The organism is Bradyrhizobium australiense (assembly GCF_013114825.1).
Taxonomy (GTDB): domain Bacteria; phylum Pseudomonadota; class Alphaproteobacteria; order Rhizobiales; family Xanthobacteraceae; genus Bradyrhizobium; species Bradyrhizobium australiense.
Genome location: NZ_JAAVLX010000007.1, coordinates 415,046 through 437,422, shown reverse-complemented (window position 1 = coordinate 437,422; position 22,377 = coordinate 415,046). Strand labels below are relative to the sequence as shown.

The window sequence follows — 22,377 nt, the reverse complement described above, 5'->3', positions numbered from 1 at the left end:
CGGAAGCCTGTTAGCCCGGTCCCGCGGCGCGGCGCGCCAGTGCGGCATTGCCGGTCGCGCGCATCGGAGGCTCTGCGGTTTGGCTGGCCATGGGAATGGTGTTGCTGGAGCCATTGGGGCTGCCGGATTCCTTGTTCGCTGTTGCCCCGCCGGTAGCAGATGCTCCCTCGGGCCGCAACGGCCGCGGCGGCGCAAACAAAAAACCCTGGCCAAACCGCACGTCGTAGTCGAGCAGGTCCACAACCGCGCGCTCGCCCTCGATCTTCTCGGCGATCAGGTCGATGCCGAAACGGCCGAGCAGGTCGGAAAGGTCGGAAGGGTGGATGTCCGAGATCGAGCTCTGCTTGGGATCGAGCAGCAATGCCGCCGGCACCTTAATGAAACGGACGCCGCGATCGGCGAGGTCGCGCGGCTCAATCCGCAAGTCGGTGACATGATCGATCGAGAAGCGGTACCCACGCTGCGACAGCGCGGCGAGATTCTCGACTTCAGTCGGGCGGAGGTGACGGAACATCGCCTGCTTGAATTCGAGCACGAAGGATGGCGCCAGCGCCCGATTGGCCTCGAGGAAATCCAGGCATTGCGCGAAATTGGCGGGATTGCCGAGCGTCGCCGCCGAGACGTTGCAGAACACGCCGACGTCCTTGTTGCGCACCATCAGGCGGCGCAGCACCTGGACACAGCGCAGCATCACCATGTGATCGATCTTGCCGATCAGCCCGCCGGCTTCGGCAGTGGCGATGAAATCCTCAGCGGCGAGAATCTGATCCTTGTCGTCGCGCAGCCGCGTCACCGCCTCGTAGAAGCGCACCTTGCGCTGCGGCAGCGTCACCATCGGCTGCAGGTAGATGTCGAGCCGGTTTTCCTCGACGGCATTCTTTACCGCGGCAAGCAGTTGCGGCTGGTTGCGCGAGGGCGCAGCGGCTTCCGCGGCAATTGCAGCCGGCTTTGCGGCAGCCGCCGCCGCGCGCTTGGCGGCGGGCACCGCTTGTTCCGCCGCGACCGCCTGTTCGTTCTGCGGTTCGGGATCCGGCCGGCCCGCCGGGGCAGGGGCCGCCGAGGCCAACATATCCTCGTGGCTCGCCACCGAGACGGCCAGTTGCTTGACGAGGTCGCCGAGCTCATTGATCTCGCCGACCACCGCCTGGATGCGATCGGAGCTTGCAGTATTCGCCGATACCACCCGGCCCTCGACGGCAGCGAGCCGTCGCCCGAATTCCGCGACCTGGCGGGCGAGGTCAGCGGTGCCGCGGGAAAGATCGGCGATCTGGCCGCCGACGTCGGAGCGGTCGCGCAGCCGCATCGACACGGCGTTATAGAGGATCAGGAAGGTCAGCGCGGTAAGCGCCACGATCGCGGATTCGGTGCCGTTGAAGCCCGCCACCGCATGCAGGACGAGGCCGAGGGAGGCGGCAACCAGTACCATGCAGATGGCGATGAAAATCGTCGAAATGCGAATCATGTCGCGCGCTACGCCTTCAGGTCCAAACTGTGCTCCCCTGGGAAAACACGGAAGTTCCAGGCATCGTCTGACTTGCACTTTCCCCAGCGCCGCAACCTTAGCACCAATGTTGATTCGCAGAGCAGTGTTCTTTGGACACCGGTCGGAACTGTGTCTACTCGCTCGCCCCGCTCTTGCGGGGAGAGGGCGGGGGCGAGGGCCCTCACCGCGAGCGTGAATGTGGAGGGGCCGGTACCCCTCACCCGGATTGCATCTGCGATGCAATCCGACCTCTTTCCGCAAGCGGGACGAGGTAAGTAAGAACGGCCTACGCCGTCGCGCGGATCACCTTGGCGACCTTATTCATGATCTCGCCGATCTGGTCTTCGGTGACGATCAGGGGCGGGGTCAGCGCCAGCGTATCGCCGGCTACCCGGATCATCAGGTCGTTGTCGTGAAAGGCGCTGTTGAGCCCGGCAAAACCTCGCTTGCCCGGCGCGTCGGCGACCGGCGCCAGATCGATGCCGGCCGTCAGGCCGACGGTGCGGATATCCACGACGCCCGGCTCGTTGCGCAGCGACATTACCGCGTCGGCGAATTTAGGCTCGAGCTCACGCGCACGCTCGAACAGCTTCTCGTCGCGGTAGATGTCGAGGGTGGCAAGAGCCGCGGCGCAGGCCAGCGGATGCGCCGAATAGGTGTAGCCATGGGTCAGTTCCACGGCATGTTCCGGGCCGTTCATGAAGGCGTCGTGGATAGTGTCGCGCACCACCACACCGCCCATCGGCGCCGCGCCATTGGTGACGCCCTTGGCAAAGGTCAGCATGTCGGGCGTGACGCCATAGCGTTCGGCGGCAAAGGCGAAGCCAAGCCGGCCGTAGCCGGTGATGACTTCGTCGAAGATCAAGAGGATGCCGTGCTTCTGGGTGATCTCGCGCAGCCGGTTGAGATAGCCCTTCGGCGCCGGCAGCACGCCGGTCGATCCGGCCATCGGCTCGACCATCACTGCGGCGATGGTGTTGGCGCCGTGCAGGTTGACGAGACGCTCCAGCTCGTCGGCGAAATGCGCGCCATATTCCGGTTCGCCCTTGCTGAAGGCCTGCTTCTCGCGGTCATAGGTCGCCGGCAGATGATCGACGCCGGTCAGCAGCGAGCCGAACAGCTTTCGGTTGCCGACGATGCCGCCGACAGAGGTGCCGCCGAAACCGACGCCATGATAGCCGCGCTCGCGTCCGATCAGGCGGATGCGGCTGCCCTGGCCGTTGATCTGGTGATAGGCCAGCGCAATCTTAAGCGCGGTGTCGGCCGCTTCCGAGCCGGAATTGCAGAAGAACACGTGGTCGAGCCCGTCGGGCGCCAGCTCGGCGATGCGGCTCGCAAGTTCGAACGCCTGCGGGATGCCGAACTGGAACGGCGGCGCATAGTCCAGCGCCTCGGCCTGCTTGGCGATCGCCGACGAAATCTCGGTGCGACCGTGTCCGGCATTGGTGCACCACATGCCCGAGGCGGCGTCGATGATCTTGCGGCCGTCGACGGTGAAGTAATGCATGTCTTTCGCGCCGGCGAGCAACCGCGGGTTCTTCTTGAACGCCCGGTTCGCGGTGAACGGCATCCAGTGCGCGGCGAGATCATTCGGTACGTTGACGGGGGTGGGGCGGGGGCTCTTGTCCAGCATGGGTGGCCTCCTTTCGGTTGGGGCGTCGCGTTTGTCCCAAGGTATCAGTTTCGCCGCGACACGGGAACGCCAACACGCAGTGATATTTCCGCGCAATCGGGCTGTTCAGAGATCAGAGGCGGCGACCCAGAATACTTCGCCCTCGGAATCCTCGGTGTCGAGCCAGAGCAGCGGCAGTTGCGGATAGGCAGCTTCCAGTTGCGGTCGGCAGCGGCCGATTTCGCATAATAGGCCACCCTGCGGCGTCAGGTGCCCGGCCGCCTCGTCGAGGATGCGCCGGACAACGTCGAGTCCATCGAAGCCGCCGTCGAAAGCGAGCTTCGGCTCGACGCGGCATTCGCGCGGCAGGTCGGCCATGCCCTGTGCGTCCACATAGGGCGGATTGGAAATGATGAGGTCGTAGCGCTTGCCGCCCAGCGGCTTGAACAGATCGCCGCGGTACAGCGTGAGGCGATCCTCCAGGGCGTAATCCCGGACATTGCGCGCGGCGACCTCGAGCGCATCCTTTGAAATATCCACCGCGTCGATTTCGGCATTCGGAAAATTCCGGCTGGCCAGGATGGCAAGGCAGCCTGAGCCGGTGCAGAGGTCGAGCACGCTTTCGACCAACCCCGGATCCGAGATCAGCGAGCCGGCCTCCTCGTCGCCGTCACCGCCGAAATGCTGCTCCAGCAATTCGCCGATGAACGAGCGCGGCACGATAGTGCGCTCGTCGACATAGAACGGCAGGCCGCGCATGTAGATCTTGTTGACGAGGTAGGCCGTGGGTTTTCGCGTCGTGACGCGGCGCGCGATCAGATCGAGGATCTTCTTGCCTTCGGCCGTCGTAACGCGCGCGGTGGCGAACGCCTCGAACTGGTCGGGGTGCAGATGCAGCGCCTCACAGACCAGGAAGGCGGCTTCGGCAAGCGGATCGGTGGTGCCGTGGGCAAATACCAGTTCAGCCTCGACGAAGCGGCTGACGGCATAGCGGACGAAATCGAGCAGTGTCAGCAATTCGCCCGCGCCGACCTTGGGAAATTTCGATGAGCCAGCGCTGCGCTTCGCCGGTTTTGTGCGCTTGGCCATCAGGACTTGGTCCAGCGTGCGGCGGCGGCGTCGTCATGGTCGCGCGCCTCGATCCAGCTCGTGCCTTTTTGGCTTTCCTCGCGCTTCCAGAACGGCGCGTTGGTCTTCAGATAGTCCATCAGGAATTCCGCCGCTTCAAAGGCTGCCTGCCGGTGCGGCGACGCCGTCACCACCAGCACGATGTTCTCGCCCGGCGCAATGCGGCCGAACCGGTGAATGATGGTGAGGCCTTGCAAGGGCCAGCGCGACAGCGCCTCGTCGGCATGGCGCCCGATCTCGGCCTCGGCCATGCCGGGATAATGCTCAAGCGTCAGGGCGGCGATCGGTTCGCCATTCTCGCTCCCGCGGCAAATGCCGCTGAAGGTGACGACGGCGCCGATATCGGTCCGCCCTCTGGTGAGCGCCGCGATCTCCTGCGCAGCGTCGAAATCCGCTTCCTGGATGCGAATGGTCGCGGTGACGGACATCTGAAAGCTCAGCCGCCGGTCATCGGCGGGAAGAACGCAATCTCGCGCGCGCCAGCGATCACGGCATCTTGCTTGACATGGGCGTGGTCGATCGCGGCGCGGATCACTTTCGGCTTTTCGAAGGCATGGGCGTAAGTCTCGCCGCGGCTGGAGAGCCAGCCGATCAGATCGCTCACGGTGCGCACGTCGGCTGGCGGCTCGACGGCTTCTTCCGCCACGCCGACCCGCTCACGCACCCAGGCGAAATATTTGACCTTCATCCCTCATCCTCCTTGATGAGGTGATGAATGCCGGCGCGGAAATAATCCCAGCCGGTGTAGATCGTGAAGAGCGCCGACATCCACAATAAGATGATGCCGATAAGAGTGGTCGCAGGCAGGAGCTGCTCGCCGGCTTCACCGGCGATCAGGAAGCCGATCGCGACCAGTTGGATCGTGGTCTTCCATTTTGCCAGCTTGGTCACCGGCACGCTGACCCGCAACGCCGCGAGATATTCCCTTAAGCCCGAGACCAGGATCTCGCGGCACAGGATCACGATGGCGGCCCACAGGGTCCAGCCATGGATGCTGCTATCGGCTGCCAGCATCAAGAGGCAGGACGCCACCAGAAGCTTGTCGGCGATCGGGTCGAGCATCCGGCCAAAGGCGGACTGCTGATCCCAAATTCGCGCATAGTAACCGTCGAGGTAATCTGTCACGGCGGCGGCGATGAAGACCGCCAGCGCTACCCAGCGCAGCCACAGCGGGCCGTCCAGGATCGACTGGGCAAACACGCAGCCCACCACCACCGGAATGGCGGCTATGCGCGCGTAGGTCAGGATATTCGGAATGGACAGGGTCTTGGCCTGCCCCCTGGTTGTCGCGATGTTCATCCGTCTTACCAATACCGCTGGAGCGTGAAGGTCAACCGTGCGGACATAGATCATCTGTCGCAGGCGACGCCCAAAGGACCAAATGACATGCCTTCCGGCTCGAAGTCCCCTTAACCCGGCTGGGCATGGAAAAACTCGAAGATCTTTCGGGCGCTTTCGGCGCTAACGCCCGGAACCTTGCCGAGGTCCGCGATCGAAGCCCGCTCGATCTCCTTCAGCGTTCCGAAGTGATGCAGCAAGGCACGTTTGCGTGACGGGCCGATGCCCGGGATTTCCTGTAAGCCGGCTTCCCTGATGTCTTTTTTCCGCAGCTTGCGGTGCGAGCCGATCACGAAGCGATGCGCCTCATCGCGCAGCCGCTGGATGAAATACAGCACGGGATCGCGTGGCTCGAGCTTGATGGCCTCGCGGTCCGGCATGAACAGGGTCTCGCGCCCGGCATCGCGGTCCGGGCCTTTTGCCACGGCCATCAGGGAGACCTGGGTAAGCCCCAGACCCTGGAAAATTTCCCTGACCGCGTTGAGCTGCCCGCGGCCGCCATCGATGATGACGAGGTCGGGCCATTGCGGAAACGAATCATCGTCAGCCTTGGCTTTGGCCGCGTCGGCTTCCGGCGGCTTCAACAGCCGCTTGAACCGTCGTTCCAGTACCTCACGCATCATCGCGTAGTCGTCGCCCGGCGTCAGTCCCTCTGACTTGATGTTGAACTTGCGGTACTGGTTTTTGATGAAGCCATCCGGTCCCGCCACGATCATCGCGCCGACGGCGTTGGTGCCCTGGATGTGGCTGTTGTCGTAGACCTCAATACGCTTCGGCGCCTCCGGCAGCCCGAGCGTGGCCGCCATCGATTCCAGCAGCCGGCTCTGCGTCGCGGTATCGGCGAGCTTGCGGCCAAGCGCCTCGCGCGCATTGGTCAGTGCGTGCGTGACCAATTCCTTTTTCTCGCCGCGCTTCGGCACCGAGATTTCGACTTTGTAGCCAGCCTTCACGCAAAGGGCGTCGGCCAGCAATTGGCATTCCTCGATGTCGTGCGACAGCAGGATGAGTTTCGGTGGCGGCTTGTCGTCGTAGAATTGCGCGAGGAAGGAGGCCAAGACTTCCTCCGGCGTGAACGACTTCTCCGCGCGCGGAAAATAGGCGCGGTTGCCCCAGTTTTGGCCGGTGCGGAAGAAGAACACTTCGACGCAGGAATAGCCGCCTTCCTGATGGATGGCGAACACATCGGCCTCTTCCACGGTGCGCGGATTGATGCCCTGTTGCGACTGGATCGCCGACAGCGCCGCGAGACGATCGCGATAGAGCGCCGCGGTCTCGAATTCGAGCTCGTTAGATGCCTTCTCCATCTCCGCGGCGAGCAGCTCCTTCACCGCATGGCTGCGGCCTGACAGGAATGCGGTCGCTTCACGCACCAGTTCGGAATAGCCGGGAAAGTCGATCTCGCGGGTGCAGGGACCTGAACAGCGACGGATCTGATACAGCAAGCAGGGTCGCGTGCGGCTCTCGAAGAAGCCGTCGGTGCAGGAGCGGATCAGGAACGCGCGCTGCAGCGCCGTGATGGTGCGGTTGACGGCGCCTGCGGATGCGAACGGTCCGAAATATCGTCCGGGCCTGGTTTGCGCGCCGCGATGCTTGAGGATCTGCGGCGCCCAGTGGTCGCCGGTGATCAGGATGTAGGGAAACGACTTGTCATCGCGCAGTTGCACGTTGAAGCGCGGCCGCAACTGCTTGATCAGGTTGGCTTCCAAGAGCAGCGCTTCGGTCTCGGTCGTGGTGGAGACGATCTCGACTGTCACGGTCGCCGCGATCATCCGCAGGATGCGCGCAGGCAAGGGCGCGTTGACGCGGGCGTAGGAAGCAAGCCGCTTACGGACGTTTTTCGCCTTGCCGACGTAGAGCACGTCGCTTGTGGCATTGAGCATGCGGTAGACGCCGGGGGAGGTCGGCGCCAGCCGCACCGCGTTTTCGATGGCCGCGTGGCCGACCGCCAGCGGGCCCGCGGCAATCGCATCATTGGGTTCCTCGGGCGCTTCCGGCAGGCGTGCCTCGTCGTCCTCCTCCGCGGCTGATGTCGCGGGATCGACGTCGGCGGCGATCAGGTCCTGTGGCTGCAAATCCGGCTGGGAACCGCGCCGCGCCTTGCGTGGGGGCTTCGGATGGTCGGTAGAATCGTGATCCATGGGCCTAAATTAAGCGCTGCAAGACGGCATCGCCAGCGCTCGCGGCGCCGCTCGCCGAGGAGGGGCGCCGGTAACGCATTCTTAAGAATGACGAGCGGGCGGTAACGCGGCTTAACAGCCCTTTAACTTAAAACTCTCGATAAATCTTAGCGAAAAAAGTGGAGTTCCGTAACCAGCCCGGCCTCTTCGACCGGCCGGGGCGCGGTATGCGTGGAGTTGCGTAATGAGCAAGGTGGTGTTGGGCGCGCTGGCGCTGATCGCTGCAGGCTGGACCACCTCGGCACGGGCGGCCGACCTCTACGGATCGCGCGCACCATATACCGTCAACCAGCCGCTCAACGCCTACAGCTGGGCCGGCCCCTATCTCGGCGGCAATCTCGGCTATGCCTGGGGATGGTCGCAAACAATCCGACCAAGCCGTCCGGTTTCGTCGGCGGCATCCAGGCCGGCTACAATTGGCAGAACGGACCGTGGGTGTTCGGCCTCGAAGGAGACATCCAGGCGACCGGCGCCGAAGAAACATTCGCGCCTTGGAAATTTTCCAATCCCTGGTTCGGCACGGTTCGAGGCCGCGCCGGCTATGCGCTCAACAACATCTTGTTCTTCGGCACCGGCGGTCTTGCCTTCGGCGAGCTGCGCGCAACCACCTTCGGCCTGACGGAATCCCATACCAATGCAGGCTGGACGCTGGGCGCCGGTGCCGAGGTGGGCCTTGCCCCGAACTGGAGCGCCAAGATCGAATATCTTTATGTCGATCTGGCCAACAGCAACTTCGTCATCACAGGCGCGTCGAACGGTTACCGGTTCGGCTTGATACGGGCCGGCGTGAACTGGCGCTTCTGAGAACAAAGAAACCGTTGGCTATCACCTCCCGGCGGCAGCAAGTCGCCGGGATTTTTTTATCGTCAGCTGGGCGCCTGGTTCAAATCTGCGATAAAACAGGTCATGCAGACGGGACAGCCAAGTCTGACCGCGTTGGGTGCTGCCCGCTTACGTGCGGCGCATCAGGTGCTGGATAACGCCTCGATCCTGGTCGATCCGCTCGCATTGCGCATTCTTGGAGACGATATTGAAATATCGCTCGATCATGCGCGGGCCCATGCATCCGGGTCGCGCCTACGATGGTTCATAGCGGCACGGTCGCGGATTGCGGAGGATGCCCTGAATACAGCGGTGGAGGCCGGAGCGACGCAGCTCGTAGTGCTTGGTGCCGGGCTCGATACGCTGGCCTACCGGACGCCGCTGGCGCATCGTTTGCGCATTTTCGAGGTCGACCATCCGGCCACGCAGGCAAGCAAGCGCAAAATGCTGGCCACTGCAGCGATTATGGTGCCGGAATCTCTGGCTTACGTCGCGGTGGATTTCGAGCGTGAGAGGCTGCCGGAAAAGCTCGAAGCTGCAGGCTTCGATGCCGATAAGCGCAGCCTTTTCAGCTGGCTTGGCGTCGTGCCTTATCTGACCGAGCCGGCAATCTTCTCGACGCTCGGCTATCTTGCGCAACTGCAAGGCGGAGCCGAGGTGGTGTTCGACTATGTCAACCCGGCGGCTTCGATCGCGCCCGCCGGACGCGCCGCGCACCAGGCGCTGGCCGAGCGCGTGGCGGCGATCGGCGAGCGGATCCAGAGCTATTTCGACACCGCGCCGCTATGTGAAAGAATGCGCGCAACAGGGTTTCGGCAGATTCGAGATATTGGCCCAGCCGAACTGGCAGACCGTTTCTTTCCGGATGCCGAACAATCGGCCCCGCGCGGCGGCCATATCATGCACGCATCAACGCTTTGAGCGGCGATGCCGCACCAGTCGAGCATCGCAGGCAATCCGTATTCAAACGCGAGCGTCAGCTCACGAAGAAATCACCAGGTTGACCGCCTTGGGGCCTTTGCCCTTCTTGTCCGGTTCGACCTCGAACGTAATGCGCTGTCCTTCAGTCAAATCCTTCAATCCGGCCCGCTCGACAGCGGTGATGTGCACGAACACATCGCGGCCGCCATCATCGGGCTTGATGAAGCCGTAGCCGCGTTCTCCATTGAAGAACTTGACTGTTCCAGTCATGGCCATCGGGAAACTCCTCCCCCGTATTGCTCCGCCGCTACGCGCACCTCGCGTTTCGGCCGACCGGACATTCGCTGCCGGAAGCTTGGCCACCTGAGCCGATCGGGTTCACGCCGCCGACAGCCCGGATTTTTTATTCGGCCTTGATCACTCCGCCGCAACCATTCGCGGAAGCGGAACGTAAAGCCAGTCCCAACGGACTGAGCATAATACGGTTTCGCGTAAATTGACTACGGCGATTCGCACTTTTCACCGGCTGTGACCGGCCTTCTTAGGACTTGGGTGTCTCCAGCTTGAACCGGCCAGCCCCGCCCTGGCCGAGCGGTTTTTCGAGCTCGGGTAGAATTGTCTTCAACTCGCCCGCCAGCGTCCACGCTGGATTGACGATCAGGAGGCCGGCGGAGGCGAGGGGGCCACCCGGCGCCTGCGGCGCAACGCTGAATTCGAGCCGGAGGCATTTCCCGGCAGGCCTGGCAGCAGCGGCTGCGCCCGCGACAAGGCGCGCCAGGGTGTCGGTAGCGCGCCGGCTCTTCACGGGATACCAGATCAGATAGCTGCCGGTCGGCCATTTGGCGTAGGCTTCGGCGAATCCGTTGGCCAGCCGCTCGAATTCGTCCTGTTGCTCGAACGCGGGATCGATCAGCACCAGACCGCGCCGCTCATTGGGGGGCACGAAGGCCGGCAATGCCGTCCAGCCGTCGAGATCGACCACCCGCGCCTGGCTGTCGCGGCGCAGCGCATCGATCAGTTGCCTGCGGGCGCCGGGCTCGATTTCACAGGCCGTGAGGCGGTCCTGTGGCCGCAGCAGCGCGCGGGCGATCAGGGGCGATCCGGGATAGGCCTCCAGCTTGCCCGGGGCGTTGAATGCCCTGACGATATCGAGATACGGGGCTACCAGCGGCAGTGCTTCTTCCGAAAATCGTGCCTGCATCACCCGCGCGATCCCGGTCAGCCATTCGCCGCCGCGGCGCGCCTCCTCAGCCGTGAGATCGTAGCGTCCGGCGCCGGCATGCGTGTCGATGACGCGAAACGGGGCCTGCTTTTCCTGCAGATAGGTCAGCATGCGCACCAGCACGATGTGCTTGATGACATCGGCAAAGCCGCCGGCGTGAAAGGCGTGTCGGTAGTTCATGGTAGTCGGCCGACCAATTGGAGAAGATGAAACCGTCTTCTACTCGTCAGGACCGGGCTTGTCCTGCTCGCAAATGCCTCAGGATCGGGGCGAAACGGCAAAGGTGCATTGGCGCAGATAGATCCCGGCCATCCACGCGTCTTGCAGATGACGATAAAGCCGTGGATGACCGGGAACGCAGACAACTTCGAGCAGTCTGCGCAAGAAGGGCCGCCATGCCCTGGCATGACGGCAAGATGGTCTTCAGCCGCCCCGCACCGGCGGCATCACCACTTCGTCACGCCGGCAGGCGCGGCGGTCAATTTCCTCGCAGGCGCGGAATTGCATGTCCTTGCTCAGGCAGACCCGCACCTCGCTGAGGCGGCGGCTCGAGCAGGTCACCGAAATCGCCGAACTGCTCAAGCCCGGGTTGATCTTGATGAAGGCTTCTTCGAGATCGCCCGGGGCGATTGTCTTCTCTTCCGACAATTGCAGGAATTCCTCGGGAATCTTTACCGCCGCGCGCGCTTTTCGGATGCTCTCGAAATAGGCCCGCGCGCCGAGGCCGGAGCAAGTGCCATGCTTGTCCCATTCATTGAAGATCAGGCCAGGTGCCGGCATCAGGTCCAGCATCGAGGTCATGATGTTGCGATCGAGCCGCGGCGACGGCCGCTGGCAATATTCGGGAAAGCCGCGCTCATATTGCGGCCACAGGCCATGAACCACGAAGGAGTAGGACCGGCTGCACTGGGCCTGTGAACGCCCGCTATTGCCGCGTTCGGCGGCCGCCTCGCAGAACGAAGGCGACCAGGAAAGAGCCAGGACGTAAAAATCGAACTCGCCAGGGGCATTCTGCCGGCGGTCCTGTGCGGACGCCATTCCGGCCAGGACGACCACAAGAGCCAGCGAAATCAGAAGCCGCGAAATAATGATGGACCGGTGCATCGAACGCCCCCTCTACCCCACTACCGGGAGCCTAGCAGGGAGCTGGAACATTTCAAGAACAAAATTCAACGATCGCGAACACCAGCCGTCGACTGGCGTTTAATTGACAGAATCGAGAGATCAGGGCCGCGCGGCCCTGCAGCCCGGGCTGTAGGCCCAGTTGCGGTCAAGCCCGGTCACGCACCATTCGACACCCTGGCCGAAGCCGGCAAAGCCGCCATCCTCGATGATCGAGTAGTGCACGGTGCGCATCTTGCCGTCGCTCAGCATCACTTCGCCGCTGCAGTAGCGGCGCGGAATGTTGTCGGACTGCCACGGCCGAAACGCGGTTTCGTGGATCCTGCCAAAAGCGGTGATTGTCAGCGCCGAATTCCAGAACTTGCCCTCCTTCTCCTGGAATTGCGACGTGATCGTCGGCAGCGCCCGCTCGCATTCGGCGACGCGGCCGTCATAGCGCGGGCCTGACAGCCAGAAATTCAATTCCAAGGGATTGGCGGCCTGGGCGGCATGGCTGGAGACCAACAGGGCGAGCGCCACCGCCATCGGGCCGAGTGCTCTCAAGGATGTGAACAGGTTGCGCATGGGAATCCGCCAGTAGGTCAACGCATGGGACGGTGCCGCGAAGCCCTGACGAGGTCAAGTGCAGCGCGGCAACACCTGACAGCCAAGTCTGCCCAATGCCGCAACCATTCTTTTCACGGCCATCGGCGCGCACTATGGTGGGCTTCGAGCGAAATGGAGTCTGCGATGCGAAGAATTCTGGCCGCGTGCCTGATTGCCATGGGCGGGATGCTGGCGGGGGCGCCGGCGCAGGCGCAGTGGTGGGATATCGATACGGTGCCGCCGTTCAAGGGCAATGACACCGGCGGCATCATCGCCTATCCGCTCGCGATGCAGGCTGATGCACGCCAGCTCGCCGTCGATCACTGCGCCCGCTACGGCAAGGTGGTGAAATTCCTCGGCGTGCAGCCGAATTACGGCGGTTATGTTTCCTTTGCCTGCCGCTGGGTGCCCTATGGCGCCGCTGAACGGCCGCTGCGCACGCTTTACTGAGCGCTGCCGCTTCCTGATTTTCGGCGGGACATGCTTTCGCCACGCGGAGCGTGTGTTCATTCGCGCGAAGAGACGATGTCTGGAAGAATTCAGCGGGAGCCCACGCATGAGACGACTGCTTCTTGTGTCTTGTTCGGCCGTCGGTGTGTTTGCTCTGTTGCCGGCAAGTCGCGCCGTCGCGGTCGAGCTTCCAGTGCGCAAGGCCGGCCTGTGGGAGATGAAGGTGCTGAGCGGCGGGTCAACGCCCGAGATGACCATGCAGCAATGCACCGACGAGACCACCGACAAGGACATGAGCACCGCAATGTCGCCGGTGGCCAAGGATATCTGCTCGAAGCAGGACATCCAGAAGACAGCAACCGGCTATGTCACGGATTCCGTCTGCGGCGTCGCCGGCATGACGATCAAGTCACATGCCGAGATCACCGGTGACTTCAATTCGGCCTACACCATGAAATCGACCTCGCATAGTGAGGGTGGCCTGGCCGGCGCCGCGCGCGACAACAGCACGACGATCGAGGCCAAGTGGCTCGGCGCCTGCAAGGCGGATCAGAAAGCCGGCGACATCATGATGCCCGGCGGCATGAAGATGAACATCAAGGATATGGAAAAGCTGAAGGCGCTGATCCCGAAGAAGTAGGGAAGTAGCGCTTCGCTAACAAAGCGCCGGGTGAGGGGCTCTCTCCGCGCAATCTCATCTTTTTGAATTTGCCGAGGCAGCCCCTCACCCCGACCTCTAAGAGCGAGCTTCGCTCGTCTCGACCCCGCAAGAGCGGGGCGAGGGAGGATCAGACCGGCACCCTTACTGCCGCGCGCAAGCCGCCCATCGGACTGTCGCTGAGCGTGATGTCGCCGCCGTGCGAGCGGGCGATGTCGCGGGCGATGGCGAGGCCGAGGCCCGTGCCGCCTTCGTCCTGGTTACGGGCATCGTCGAGCCGCAGGAACGGCTTGAACACTTCCTCGCGCATGTTGACCGGAATGCCCGGCCCGTCGTCGTCGACCGTCACCGTCAGGTAACGGTGATCGCGGTGGCCGGTGATGGCGACCGAGTTGGCGTGCCGCGCCGCATTGGACACGAGGTTGGCGATGCAGCGCTTGAACGAGGCCGGCTTTACCGTCACCACCGGCAGGCCGTGGAACGTCACGGTTGCGGTATGGCCGTGGCGTTCGGCGTCGCTGCGCAAATCCTCCAGCGCCATCGTCATGTCGGTCGGCTGCGCGATCTCGCCGCTGTCGCCGCGCGCGAAGGCGAGATAGGCTTCCAGCATGCCGGACATTTCGTCGACATCCTTGCGCATGCCGTCGACTTCGGGGCTGTCGCCGATCAGCGCGAGCTCGAGCTTGAAGCGGGTCAGGATGGTGCGCAAATCGTGCGAGACACCGGCCAGCATCGCGGTGCGCTGATCGATCGAGCGTTCGACGCGAGCCTTCATCTCCAGGAATGCCTGTGCCGCCTGCCGCACCTCCCGCGCGCCGCGCGGACGGAAATGCGGCACCTCGCGCCCCTTGCCAAAACTTTCGGCAGCGTCCGCCAGCCGCAGGATCGGCCTGATCTGGTTGCGCAGGAACAATACCGCGACGATTAGCAGGATCGAGGAGGTGCCTAGCATCCAGAAGATGAAAATCTCCGAATTGGAAGCATAGGCGGCGCTGCGCTGCGCGAACACGCGCATCACGGCGTCGTCGAGCTGGATGCGAATTTCGACCAGATTGGATTTGCCGACGGTGTCGATCCAGAACGGACGGCCGATCTGGCGGCCGAGCTGCACCGAAAGCGTCTGGTCGAGCAGCGAGAAGAACGGTTTTGGCCCGGGTTGCGGCATGTCTCCGACGGGAAGAAAATCGACGACCAGTTGCAGCCGCTGTCCGATGCGGCGCAATTGCCCGCGGTCCTTATCCTGCGGATAGAATTTGTAGACATCGATCAGGCTGGCGATGTCCTGCACGACGGCGGCCGACAGGCGCCGCGTCACCGTGTTCCAGTGCCGCTCCATGAACACGAACGCCACGACCGTTTGCAGGATCACCATCGGAACGATCATGATCAGGAGTGCGCGGGCGTAGAGGCCGGTCGGCATCCAGCTCTTGAACGCATTGCCCATCCAGCCATTGGCCCTGGAGACGCGTTGCGACGCGTTGCGGATGAACGTCAGGCCGGTGTCGAGCGTGCTCATGAGCTGGCTCAGGGCGACGCGACCAGGCGGTAGCCGATGCCGCGCGCCGCCTGCAGGAACAGCGGATTGGCGGGATCGCGCTCGATCTTGCGCCGCAAGCGGTTGATCTGCACGTCGACTGCGCGCTCGTTCACTGTGCCGCCGCCGGTCAGCGCCGCGCGCGGCACCGTTTCGCCGGGACTTGCGGCCAGGATGCGCAGCATTTCTCGTTCGCGGTCGGTCAGGTGAATGATCTCGTCGCCCTGGCGCAGTTCGCCACGATCGAGATGGAAAATATAAGGGCCGAACGCGATCTGCTCCAGCGCCTCCACCGGCGGCGGCGCGGAGCGCTTGAGGATATTGCCGATCCTTAGGATCAGTTCGCGCGGCTCGAACGGCTTCGCAACATAATCATCGGCGCCGATCTGCAGGCCCTCGATCCGCGCCTCCGCCTCGTGGCGCGCCGTCAGCATGATGATCGGCACCGAGGAAGAGGTGCGAATGAACCGCGCCAGGTCGAACCCGGTTTCGCCGGGCATCATGACGTCGAGGATCAACAGATCGAAATGCAGGCCGAGCAGTTTTGCGCGCGCGTCGGTCGCGCTCGAGGCGGTCGTGACACGATAACCCTCGCCAGTCAGAAACCGCGACAACAGATCGCGGATACGGCGGTCGTCGTCGACCAACAGCAGATGCGGGGCGTCATCGGCCAATTGCCGCGGCGTGCGTGTGGTAGCTGCAGCGATGGTTGCTCCTTGCGGCACGATCACTCCCTTACCTTCTTGCTGCCGATCCCGAAGATCGCCTCTAACACCTTGTCGGGGTCGTCGCGATCGATCATCGCGCGCAGGAATTGGCTGATCGCCGCGGCGCCTTCGGGATTGATGTCCCGAAGCGCGCGGGTGATGCGATCGGTCTGGAGCCCTGCGAGCTTTGCCACCAACGCTTCGCCCTTCGGGGTGGCGTAAAGAAGGCGCTGCCGGCGGTCGTTATTGCCGGTCTTCTGGATGATGTAGCCCTCGTCGAGCAACTGCTTGAGCACCCGGCCAAGCGACTGTTTGGTGATCCGCAACACGTCCAGGAGGTCGGCGACCTTGAGGCCGGGGTAGCGGTAGACGAAATGCATCACGCGGTGATGGGCGCGGCCGAACCCGAAAGCCTCGAGCTCTTGGTCGGCATCGCCGACAAAGTCGCGGTAGGCGAAGAACAGCAGCTCGATAATGTCCCAGCGCATCTCGCCGGCCCGCGGCACAGGGCCGGCGGCCCCCTGCGAATCGGGGGCTGTGGGGCTCTTCGAGAAATTTACGTCAGTCATGTTGACATATCTTGGGTTCAATGTTACAAAACTGCAGATCACGACGAAACTTTAGGTCGTTTCCAACCAAGTGACGTATCGGGCAGCCGGAAAAAGCCAGCGATGGCGGCAACGGCCGCAAATGGACTACCGTGCGATTGTCGAGCGGCATTTCGGCAAACATACTGGACTTCGGCATCCCGCAAAAGCATGTCCTCGACCGACATGAAGGCGACGGCAACCGGCCGCAAGGCTGATGATGGTGAAGTCCAGACCTGTAAAGTCCAGACCTATTGAGCCGGCAGGCCTGGAGAGGCATGCAGGCGCCGGTAGGCGTCGATTTCCGATAGCGGGAAGCAAGGGAATGAGTTTGAAATTCGAAATCCGGCCTGCGGCGAATCCAACCCCTGAGAGGGAGCGCGCGGCCAAGCTCGTGGACCCGGGCTTCGGCCGGATTTTCACCGATCACATGGCCATCGTCCGCAACAATCAGGCGAACGGCTGGCATGACGCGCGTGTCGAATCCCGCGCGAATTTTCCGCTCGATCCGGCCACAGCCGTCCTGCACTACGCCCAGGAGATTTTTGAAGGCCTCAAGGCCTACAAGCGCGACAACGGCGTGAACCTGTTCCGTCCCGACGCCAATGCAAGGCGCTTTAACAGTTCGGCCGAGCGCATGGCCATGGCGCCGCTGCCCGAGTCTATCTTCATCGAAGCGGTCGAACAGCTCGTGCGCATCGACAGCGCCTGGATACCTGGCGGCGAGGGCAGCCTCTATTTGCGGCCCTTCATGATCGCGAGCGAGATCTTCCTCGGCGTGAAGCCATCAGCGGAGTACATTTTCGCCGTCATCGCCTCGCCGGTCGGCTCCTATTTCAAGGGCGGACCTGCGCCGGTGTCGATCTGGGTGTCGGAGAACTACACGCGCGCCGCGATTGGCGGCACCGGGGCCGTCAAGTGCGGCGGCAATTATGCTGCGAGCCTGCGCGCGCAGGCCGAGGCTATGGAGCATGGCTGCGATCAGGTCGTTTTCCTCGATGCGGTCGAGCGCCGCTACATCGAGGAACTCGGCGGCATGAATGTCTTCTTCGTGTTCGACGACGGATCGCTCTCGACGCCGCCGCTCGGCACGATCCTGCCCGGCATCACCCGCGATTCGATCATCGCGCTGGCGAAGGATTCCGGCACCCGCGTGCGCGAGGAGGCCTACACCATCGAGCAGTGGCGTGCGGATGCTGCCAGCGGAAGGCTGAAAGAGGCGTTCGCCTGCGGCACCGCGGCCGTCATCTCGCCGATCGGCAAGGTGTGCTCCGCCAGCGGCGATTTTCAGATCAGCGGCGGCGTAGCCGGGCCCGTTGCCATGGGGCTGCGCAAGAAGCTCGTTGATATTCAGTACGGTCGCGCGGCGGATCCGCACGACTGGATCAGAAAGGTCCTGTGACCGGCGGCGGATTAATCCGCCGCTCAAACGATAGATCACTTTAGGCGCTCGGTAGCACGCGTCTCGTCGAGTCGCGCGAGGCTGACGCGCGGCTAATTGAAACAGCGCCAAATCGGGAGAGAAGCCATGGGAGTTTCGTTCGACAAGATCGATGGCGTCATCTGGTACGATGCCAGGCTGGTGCCGTGGGCCGATGCCAACGTCCACATCCTCACCCATGGCCTGCACTATGCGAGCTGCGTGTTCGAGGGCGAGCGCGCCTATGGCGGCAAGGTTTTCAAGAGCACCGAGCATTCCGAGCGGCTGAAGGCCTCGGCCAATATCCTCGATTTCGAGATTTCCTATTCGGTCGCCGAGATCGACGCCGCCAAGCAGCTCGTGATCGACAAGAACAATCTGCCGGACGCCTATCTGCGCCCGATCGCCTGGCGCGGTTCGGAGATGATGGGCGTCTCGGCGCCGGCCAATACCATCCATCTCGCCATCGCCGCGTGGGACTGGCCGAGCTATTTCGATCCGACCGAGAAGCTGAAGGGCATCCGGATGTGCATGGCCGAATACCGGCGGCCCGATCCGGCGACGATCCCGGCGATGGCGAAGGCGTCCGGTCTCTACATGATCTGCACCATCTCTAAGCACAGGGCGGAGCGTGCCGGCTATGCGGATGCCATGATGCTGGACTGGCAGGGCCGCATCGCCGAATGCACCGGCGCCAACATTTTCTTCATCAAGGACGGCAAGATCCACACGCCGATCGCCGACTGTTTCCTCGCCGGCATCACCCGCGCCACCGCGATCGACCTCGCCCGGCGCCGTGGCATCGAGGTGATCGAGCGCCGCATCATGCCCGAAGAACTTGATGGCTTCACCGAGTGCTTCATCACCGGCACCGCCGCCGAAGTCACGCCGGTCTCCGAGATCGCGAACTGGAAGTTCATGCCCGGCAAGATCTCCGAGCAGTTGATGGCGGACTACAGTGCCGAAGTGCAGCCCAAGGGCACGGCCGTGGCGGCGTGAATCTCCTTCCCTTCTTCCCTTGTGGGAGAAGGTGACGCGAAGCGCCGGATGAGGGGTCCTCTCCGCGAATGAGCTGAGAGAAATGCCTTCGCGGTGAGAACCCCTCATCCGGCTTCGCTGCGCGAAGCCACCCACAAGGGGAGAGAGGGTGCATTGGCCCGGGTTGCCCTGCCGCGCCTCGGCTGGTACCTAGCCGCCATGGCTGAAAAACCCAAAAAACCGCAGAAACTGAAGGCGCGGCTGCCGCGCGGGCTGGAGGATCGTGGCCCGGCTGCGATTGCGGCTACGCGCCAGATGGTCGAGAAAATCCGCGAGGTCTACGAGCGCTACGGTTTTGAGCCGGTGGAAACCCCGGCGATGGAGTTCACCGACGCGCTCGGCAAATTCCTGCCCGACCAGGACCGGCCGAACGAGGGTGTGTTCTCGTTCCAGGACGACGACGAACAGTGGATTTCGCTGCGCTACGATTTGACCGCGCCGCTGGCGCGCTATGTCGCGGAAAATTTCGACGCGCTGCCGAAACCGTATCGCAGCTACCGCGCGGGCTACGTCTATCGCAACGAAAAACCGGGTCCCGGCCGTTTCCGCCAGTTCATGCAGTTCGATGCCGATACGGTGGGGTCCGCCTCGCCCGCGGCGGACGCCGAGATGTGCATGATGGCGGCCGACACGATGGAAGCGATCGGCATTCCCCGCGGCAGCTATGTGGTGAAGGTGAACAACCGCAAGGTGCTCGATGGGGTGATGCAGAGCATAGGATTAGATGGTGGGGAGCATGCAGGTACTCGGCTCACTGTCCTGAGAGCGATTGATAAGCTCGATAAATTTCCGGTCGAGGAAATCGAAAAGTTGCTTGGTCCCGGCAGATGGGATGGCGGCGAAGAAGGCAAAGGCGATTTTACCAAAGGGGCGGGACTGGACGCCGTTGGAATATCGCGCGTGATCAACTTCACGGGTTACAAAGGCGATTCGTCCGGATCAAAAAGTGAAGCGGGTTCGAATGCTGTGACGCTGGCGAATTTCGAAAGTGTCGTTGAAGACAATGCTTTAGGAAAAGAAGGTGTTGCAGAACTTGCAACGATTAAAGAGCTTATTGCAGCGGCAGGTTATGATGAGAGCCGCATCGTCATCGATCCGTCCGTCGTCCGCGGCCTCGAATATTACACCGGCCCGGTCTACGAGGTCGAACTGACGCTCGAAACCAGGGACGAAAAAGGCCGTTCCGTCCGCTTCGGCTCCGTTGGCGGCGGCGGGCGTTACGATGGTCTCGTCTCGCGCTTCCGCGGCGAGCCGGTGCCGGCGACGGGATTTTCGATCGGCGTGTCGCGGCTGCAGGCGGCGCTGACCATGATCGGCAAGCTCGACACGCGGCCGGAGTTCGGGCCCGTGGTCGTCACCGTGTTCGATCGCGATCGTGTTGCCGACTACCAGAAGATGGTCGCGCAGTTACGTCACGCCAACATCCGCGCCGAGCTCTATCTCGGAAATCCAAAAAATATGGGCAATCAGCTCAAATATGCTGACCGTCGCAACTCGCCCTGCGTGATCATCCAGGGCTCGGATGAAAAAGCGCGCGGTGAAATCCAGATCAAGGATCTGATCGAGGGCGCGAAGGCGGCTGCCGCCATCGCATCCAATCAGGAATGGCGCGAGACTCGCCCGGCACAGTTTTCCTGCGCCGAAGGCGAGATCGTTGCGAAGGTGCGCGAGGTGCTCGCGCGCCATGACGTGAGGTGGGCATAGTTGATTTTGTCATATGCGGGCTTGACCCGCGTATCCATCTTTTCAAAATGATGGATTGCCGGGTCACCCGGCAATTACGGTTTGGCGAGTAAGCAAAAACAAAGGGAGCACTACCAATGCCTGAGATCACCGTGAGCATGGCCGCCGGCCGCACCGACGAACAGAAGGCCGGCATGATGCGCGACATCACCCAAGCGCTGGTCAAAAACCTCGGCGTCGATGCCGATGCGGTCGTGATCCAGATCAACGAAGCGCCGCTCGCCCACAAGATGAAGGGCGGCAAGACTTTTGTGGAGCGCGCGGCGGCGGCTGCGAAGAAGTAGCTCTCCCGTCGTCCCTGCGAACGCAGGGACCCATAACCACCAGAGTTAATTGGTGAGCGAAGCTGAAGCTCCAGCTTGCCGTAGCTATGGACATGTGTGGTTATGGGTCCCGGCGCAAGGCCGGGACGACACCGGTTTTGCGGAAATAATCCATGGACGCACGCGACTTCATCAAAATCGGCATGAGCGCGGAACGGATCCTCGTGGTGCCGGCCGAGCGCACGGTCGGGTATTTCGTGCCAAGCATGCCGATGGTCTATGCGACACCGATGATGATCCTCGAAATGGAGATGGCGTCAAGCGATGCCATCCGCAGCCATCTTCAGCCGGGCTGGATCACGGTCGGCACCGAGGTCGATATCCGCCATCTCGGCGCCTCGCTGGTCGGCGCGACGGTGCGCGTCACGGGAAAGGTCGCGGCCGTCGAGCGCCGCGTGATCCGCTTCGAGGTCGAAGCCTTCGAGGGTGAACGAAAGATCGGCGACGGCCGCCACGCCCGTGGCCTCGTCAATGCGGAGACGTTCACCAAAAGACTTGCAGGGAAGTAGCTGAACGCGCCGAACCGTAGGTGGGCAAAGGCGCGCTTGCGCCGTGCCCACCATCTATCATGTTGCAATTGTGAGCACGCTTCGCTTTGCCCGCCCTCGGCAACTACGAACTACTTCGCCAACTCCTTCGAACGCTTCGTTGCCGCGGCGATCGCGCGGATCATCAGCGGCTGCAGGCCGTCCTTCCCCATCAGCACTTCCAGCGCGGCGGCCGTGGTGCCGCCGGGCGAGGTGACATTCTGGCGCAGCGTGGCCGACGCAAGCTCGGAGCGGTGCAGCAATTCGCCGGAGCCGGCGACGGTTTCGCGTGCGAGCTTGGTGGCAAGCTCCGCCGGCAGGCCGGCCTCGACGCCGGCGCGCGCGAGTTCCTCGGCGAGCAGGAAGACGTAGGCCGGACCGGAGCCGGACACAGCGGTCACCGCGTCCATCAGGCCTTCGTCCTCGACCCATTCGACCGAGCCGGTGGCCCGCAGCAGGGCATCGGCCGTGGCGCGCTGCGCGGCGCTGACATTCTTTGCAGGCACTGCAACCGTGATGCCGCGGCCGATCGCGGCCGGTGTGTTCGGCATCGCGCGAACCACCATGCCGCCGCAGACTTCTTCAAGCGCCGCAATCGTCGTGCCCGCCATGATCGAGACGACGAGCGTGTTCGCTCCGACGAAGGAGTTCAGCGCCGGCCCTGCTTCCCGGAACGTCTGCGGCTTCACCGCCACGACCAGCGTATCGACTGTGCCCGCGTTCTTCGGATTGAGGCGGATGCCTTGCGCTGGCAGCGCGCTGATCTCAGCGGACGGCTGCGGGTCGATCACCACGACGCGCTTGGCATTGAGGCCGCCCGCCAGCCATCCAGTCAGCATCGCGCCCCCCATCTTGCCGGCTCCGGCCAGCGCAATGGTGCCCTGGAGATTTTGGAGTGTGTCGGTGTTCACGGTGTCACCATGGATTCTGCTGTCGTCCCTGCGAACGCAGGGTCCCATAACCACTGGCGGTTCTAGTAA

23 protein-coding genes and 1 pseudogene are annotated in these 22,377 nt (G+C 63.1%); 9 read left to right on the top strand and 15 right to left on the bottom strand.

Going from position 1 to position 22,377, the window contains the following annotated elements:
* Nucleotides 1-10: 10 nt before the first annotated feature.
* The 7 genes from HCN58_RS22690 to uvrC form a co-directional block, all read right to left on the bottom strand.
* A complete protein-coding gene (locus tag HCN58_RS22690; protein ID WP_171581598.1) occupies nt 11-1,462 on the bottom strand; it encodes an EAL domain-containing protein in 1,452 nt (483 codons plus the stop codon).
* Between the two features lie 307 nt (nt 1,463-1,769).
* Complete coding sequence (gene aptA, locus HCN58_RS22685) at nt 1,770-3,116, bottom strand: omega-aminotransferase AptA (RefSeq protein WP_171581597.1); 1,347 nt, start codon at nt 3,114-3,116, stop codon at nt 1,770-1,772.
* A 105-nt stretch (nt 3,117-3,221) separates the two neighbouring features.
* Nucleotides 3,222-4,184, bottom strand: coding sequence for a 50S ribosomal protein L3 N(5)-glutamine methyltransferase (gene prmB / locus HCN58_RS22680; RefSeq protein ID WP_171581596.1), 963 nt, complete (start codon nt 4,182-4,184; stop codon nt 3,222-3,224).
* Nucleotides 4,184-4,651, bottom strand: a complete 468-nt coding sequence (locus tag HCN58_RS22675; RefSeq protein ID WP_171581595.1) for a molybdenum cofactor biosynthesis protein MoaE — start codon at nt 4,649-4,651, stop codon at nt 4,184-4,186. The genes prmB and HCN58_RS22675 overlap by 1 nt, the downstream gene beginning before the upstream one ends.
* A gap of 8 nt (nt 4,652-4,659) precedes the next feature.
* On the bottom strand, nt 4,660-4,911 hold the full coding sequence (gene moaD / locus HCN58_RS22670; protein ID WP_171581594.1) for a molybdopterin converting factor subunit 1: 252 nt from the start codon (nt 4,909-4,911) through the stop codon (nt 4,660-4,662).
* Nucleotides 4,908-5,522 (bottom strand): CDP-diacylglycerol--glycerol-3-phosphate 3-phosphatidyltransferase, encoded by a 615-nt coding sequence (gene pgsA / locus HCN58_RS22665; RefSeq protein ID WP_171581593.1) that lies wholly within the window; start codon nt 5,520-5,522, stop codon nt 4,908-4,910. The genes moaD and pgsA overlap by 4 nt, the downstream gene beginning before the upstream one ends.
* Nucleotides 5,523-5,632: 110 nt before the next feature.
* The gene (gene uvrC / locus HCN58_RS22660) at nt 5,633-7,699 is read right to left on the bottom strand and encodes an excinuclease ABC subunit UvrC (protein ID WP_171581592.1); all 2,067 of its coding nucleotides are present in this window, start codon (nt 7,697-7,699) and stop codon (nt 5,633-5,635) included.
* Nucleotides 7,700-7,922: 223 nt separating this feature from the next.
* Here uvrC and HCN58_RS22655 point away from each other — a divergent pair.
* Together HCN58_RS22655 and HCN58_RS22650 are read left to right on the top strand one after the other, a co-directional pair.
* Nucleotides 7,923-8,542, top strand: a pseudogene (locus HCN58_RS22655) (outer membrane protein).
* Between the two features lie 102 nt (nt 8,543-8,644).
* Nucleotides 8,645-9,481 (top strand): class I SAM-dependent methyltransferase, encoded by an 837-nt coding sequence (locus HCN58_RS22650; RefSeq protein WP_171581591.1) that lies wholly within the window; start codon nt 8,645-8,647, stop codon nt 9,479-9,481.
* Nucleotides 9,482-9,541: 60 nt separating this feature from the next.
* On the opposite strand, the gene HCN58_RS22645 is transcribed toward HCN58_RS22650, so the two are convergent.
* The 4 genes from HCN58_RS22645 to HCN58_RS22630 form a co-directional block, all read right to left on the bottom strand.
* A complete protein-coding gene (locus HCN58_RS22645; protein ID WP_028350729.1) occupies nt 9,542-9,757 on the bottom strand; it encodes a cold-shock protein in 216 nt (71 codons plus the stop codon).
* 265 nt (nt 9,758-10,022) lie between these two features.
* A complete protein-coding gene (locus HCN58_RS22640) occupies nt 10,023-10,883 on the bottom strand; it encodes a 23S rRNA (adenine(2030)-N(6))-methyltransferase RlmJ (protein WP_171581590.1) in 861 nt (286 codons plus the stop codon).
* 243 nt (nt 10,884-11,126) lie between these two features.
* Complete coding sequence (locus HCN58_RS22635) at nt 11,127-11,807, bottom strand: ribonuclease T2 family protein (protein ID WP_171581589.1); 681 nt, start codon at nt 11,805-11,807, stop codon at nt 11,127-11,129.
* A gap of 120 nt (nt 11,808-11,927) precedes the next feature.
* Complete coding sequence (locus HCN58_RS22630) at nt 11,928-12,389, bottom strand: hypothetical protein (RefSeq protein WP_171581588.1); 462 nt, start codon at nt 12,387-12,389, stop codon at nt 11,928-11,930.
* A 165-nt stretch (nt 12,390-12,554) separates the two neighbouring features.
* On the opposite strand from HCN58_RS22630, the gene HCN58_RS22625 reads away from it, so the two are divergent.
* Both HCN58_RS22625 and HCN58_RS22620 read left to right on the top strand, forming a co-directional pair.
* Complete coding sequence (locus HCN58_RS22625) at nt 12,555-12,860, top strand: hypothetical protein (protein ID WP_171581587.1); 306 nt, start codon at nt 12,555-12,557, stop codon at nt 12,858-12,860.
* A 106-nt stretch (nt 12,861-12,966) separates the two neighbouring features.
* Nucleotides 12,967-13,500, top strand: coding sequence for a DUF3617 domain-containing protein (locus tag HCN58_RS22620; RefSeq protein ID WP_171581586.1), 534 nt, complete (start codon nt 12,967-12,969; stop codon nt 13,498-13,500).
* Nucleotides 13,501-13,648: 148 nt separating this feature from the next.
* On the opposite strand, the gene HCN58_RS22615 is transcribed toward HCN58_RS22620, so the two are convergent.
* The 3 genes from HCN58_RS22615 to HCN58_RS22605 are packed head-to-tail and all read right to left on the bottom strand — an operon-like array spanning nt 13,649 to nt 16,328.
* Nucleotides 13,649-15,034: an ATP-binding protein gene (locus HCN58_RS22615; RefSeq protein WP_171581585.1), complete on the bottom strand. Its 1,386-nt coding sequence runs from the start codon at nt 15,032-15,034 to the stop codon at nt 13,649-13,651.
* Nucleotides 15,035-15,042: 8 nt separating this feature from the next.
* A complete protein-coding gene (locus tag HCN58_RS22610; protein WP_171581584.1) occupies nt 15,043-15,783 on the bottom strand; it encodes a response regulator in 741 nt (246 codons plus the stop codon).
* A complete protein-coding gene (locus HCN58_RS22605; protein ID WP_171581583.1) occupies nt 15,780-16,328 on the bottom strand; it encodes a MarR family winged helix-turn-helix transcriptional regulator in 549 nt (182 codons plus the stop codon). Before HCN58_RS22605 ends, HCN58_RS22610 begins: the two co-directional genes overlap by 4 nt.
* A gap of 343 nt (nt 16,329-16,671) precedes the next feature.
* On the opposite strand from HCN58_RS22605, the gene HCN58_RS22600 reads away from it, so the two are divergent.
* The 5 genes from HCN58_RS22600 (at nt 16,672) to HCN58_RS22580 (ending at nt 21,379) form a co-directional block, all read left to right on the top strand.
* The gene (locus HCN58_RS22600) at nt 16,672-17,748 is read left to right on the top strand and encodes a branched-chain amino acid aminotransferase (RefSeq protein WP_171581582.1); all 1,077 of its coding nucleotides are present in this window, start codon (nt 16,672-16,674) and stop codon (nt 17,746-17,748) included.
* Nucleotides 17,749-17,874: 126 nt separating this feature from the next.
* Entirely contained in the window at nt 17,875-18,765 is an 891-nt protein-coding gene (locus HCN58_RS22595; RefSeq protein WP_171581581.1) for a branched-chain amino acid aminotransferase, read from the top strand.
* Between the two features lie 198 nt (nt 18,766-18,963).
* Nucleotides 18,964-20,508, top strand: coding sequence for a histidine--tRNA ligase (gene hisS / locus HCN58_RS22590; protein ID WP_171581848.1), 1,545 nt, complete (start codon nt 18,964-18,966; stop codon nt 20,506-20,508).
* A gap of 116 nt (nt 20,509-20,624) precedes the next feature.
* Nucleotides 20,625-20,831: a tautomerase family protein gene (locus HCN58_RS22585; protein WP_171581580.1), complete on the top strand. Its 207-nt coding sequence runs from the start codon at nt 20,625-20,627 to the stop codon at nt 20,829-20,831.
* Nucleotides 20,832-20,983: 152 nt separating this feature from the next.
* Nucleotides 20,984-21,379, top strand: coding sequence for a thioesterase family protein (locus HCN58_RS22580; protein WP_171581579.1), 396 nt, complete (start codon nt 20,984-20,986; stop codon nt 21,377-21,379).
* Nucleotides 21,380-21,489: 110 nt separating this feature from the next.
* On the opposite strand, the gene proC is transcribed toward HCN58_RS22580, so the two are convergent.
* Nucleotides 21,490-22,356 carry a pyrroline-5-carboxylate reductase gene (proC, locus tag HCN58_RS22575; protein ID WP_171581847.1) on the bottom strand — a complete coding sequence of 289 codons (867 nt, stop codon included), beginning with the start codon at nt 22,354-22,356 and terminating at the stop codon, nt 21,490-21,492.
* Between the last annotated feature and the right edge of the window lie 21 nt (nt 22,357-22,377).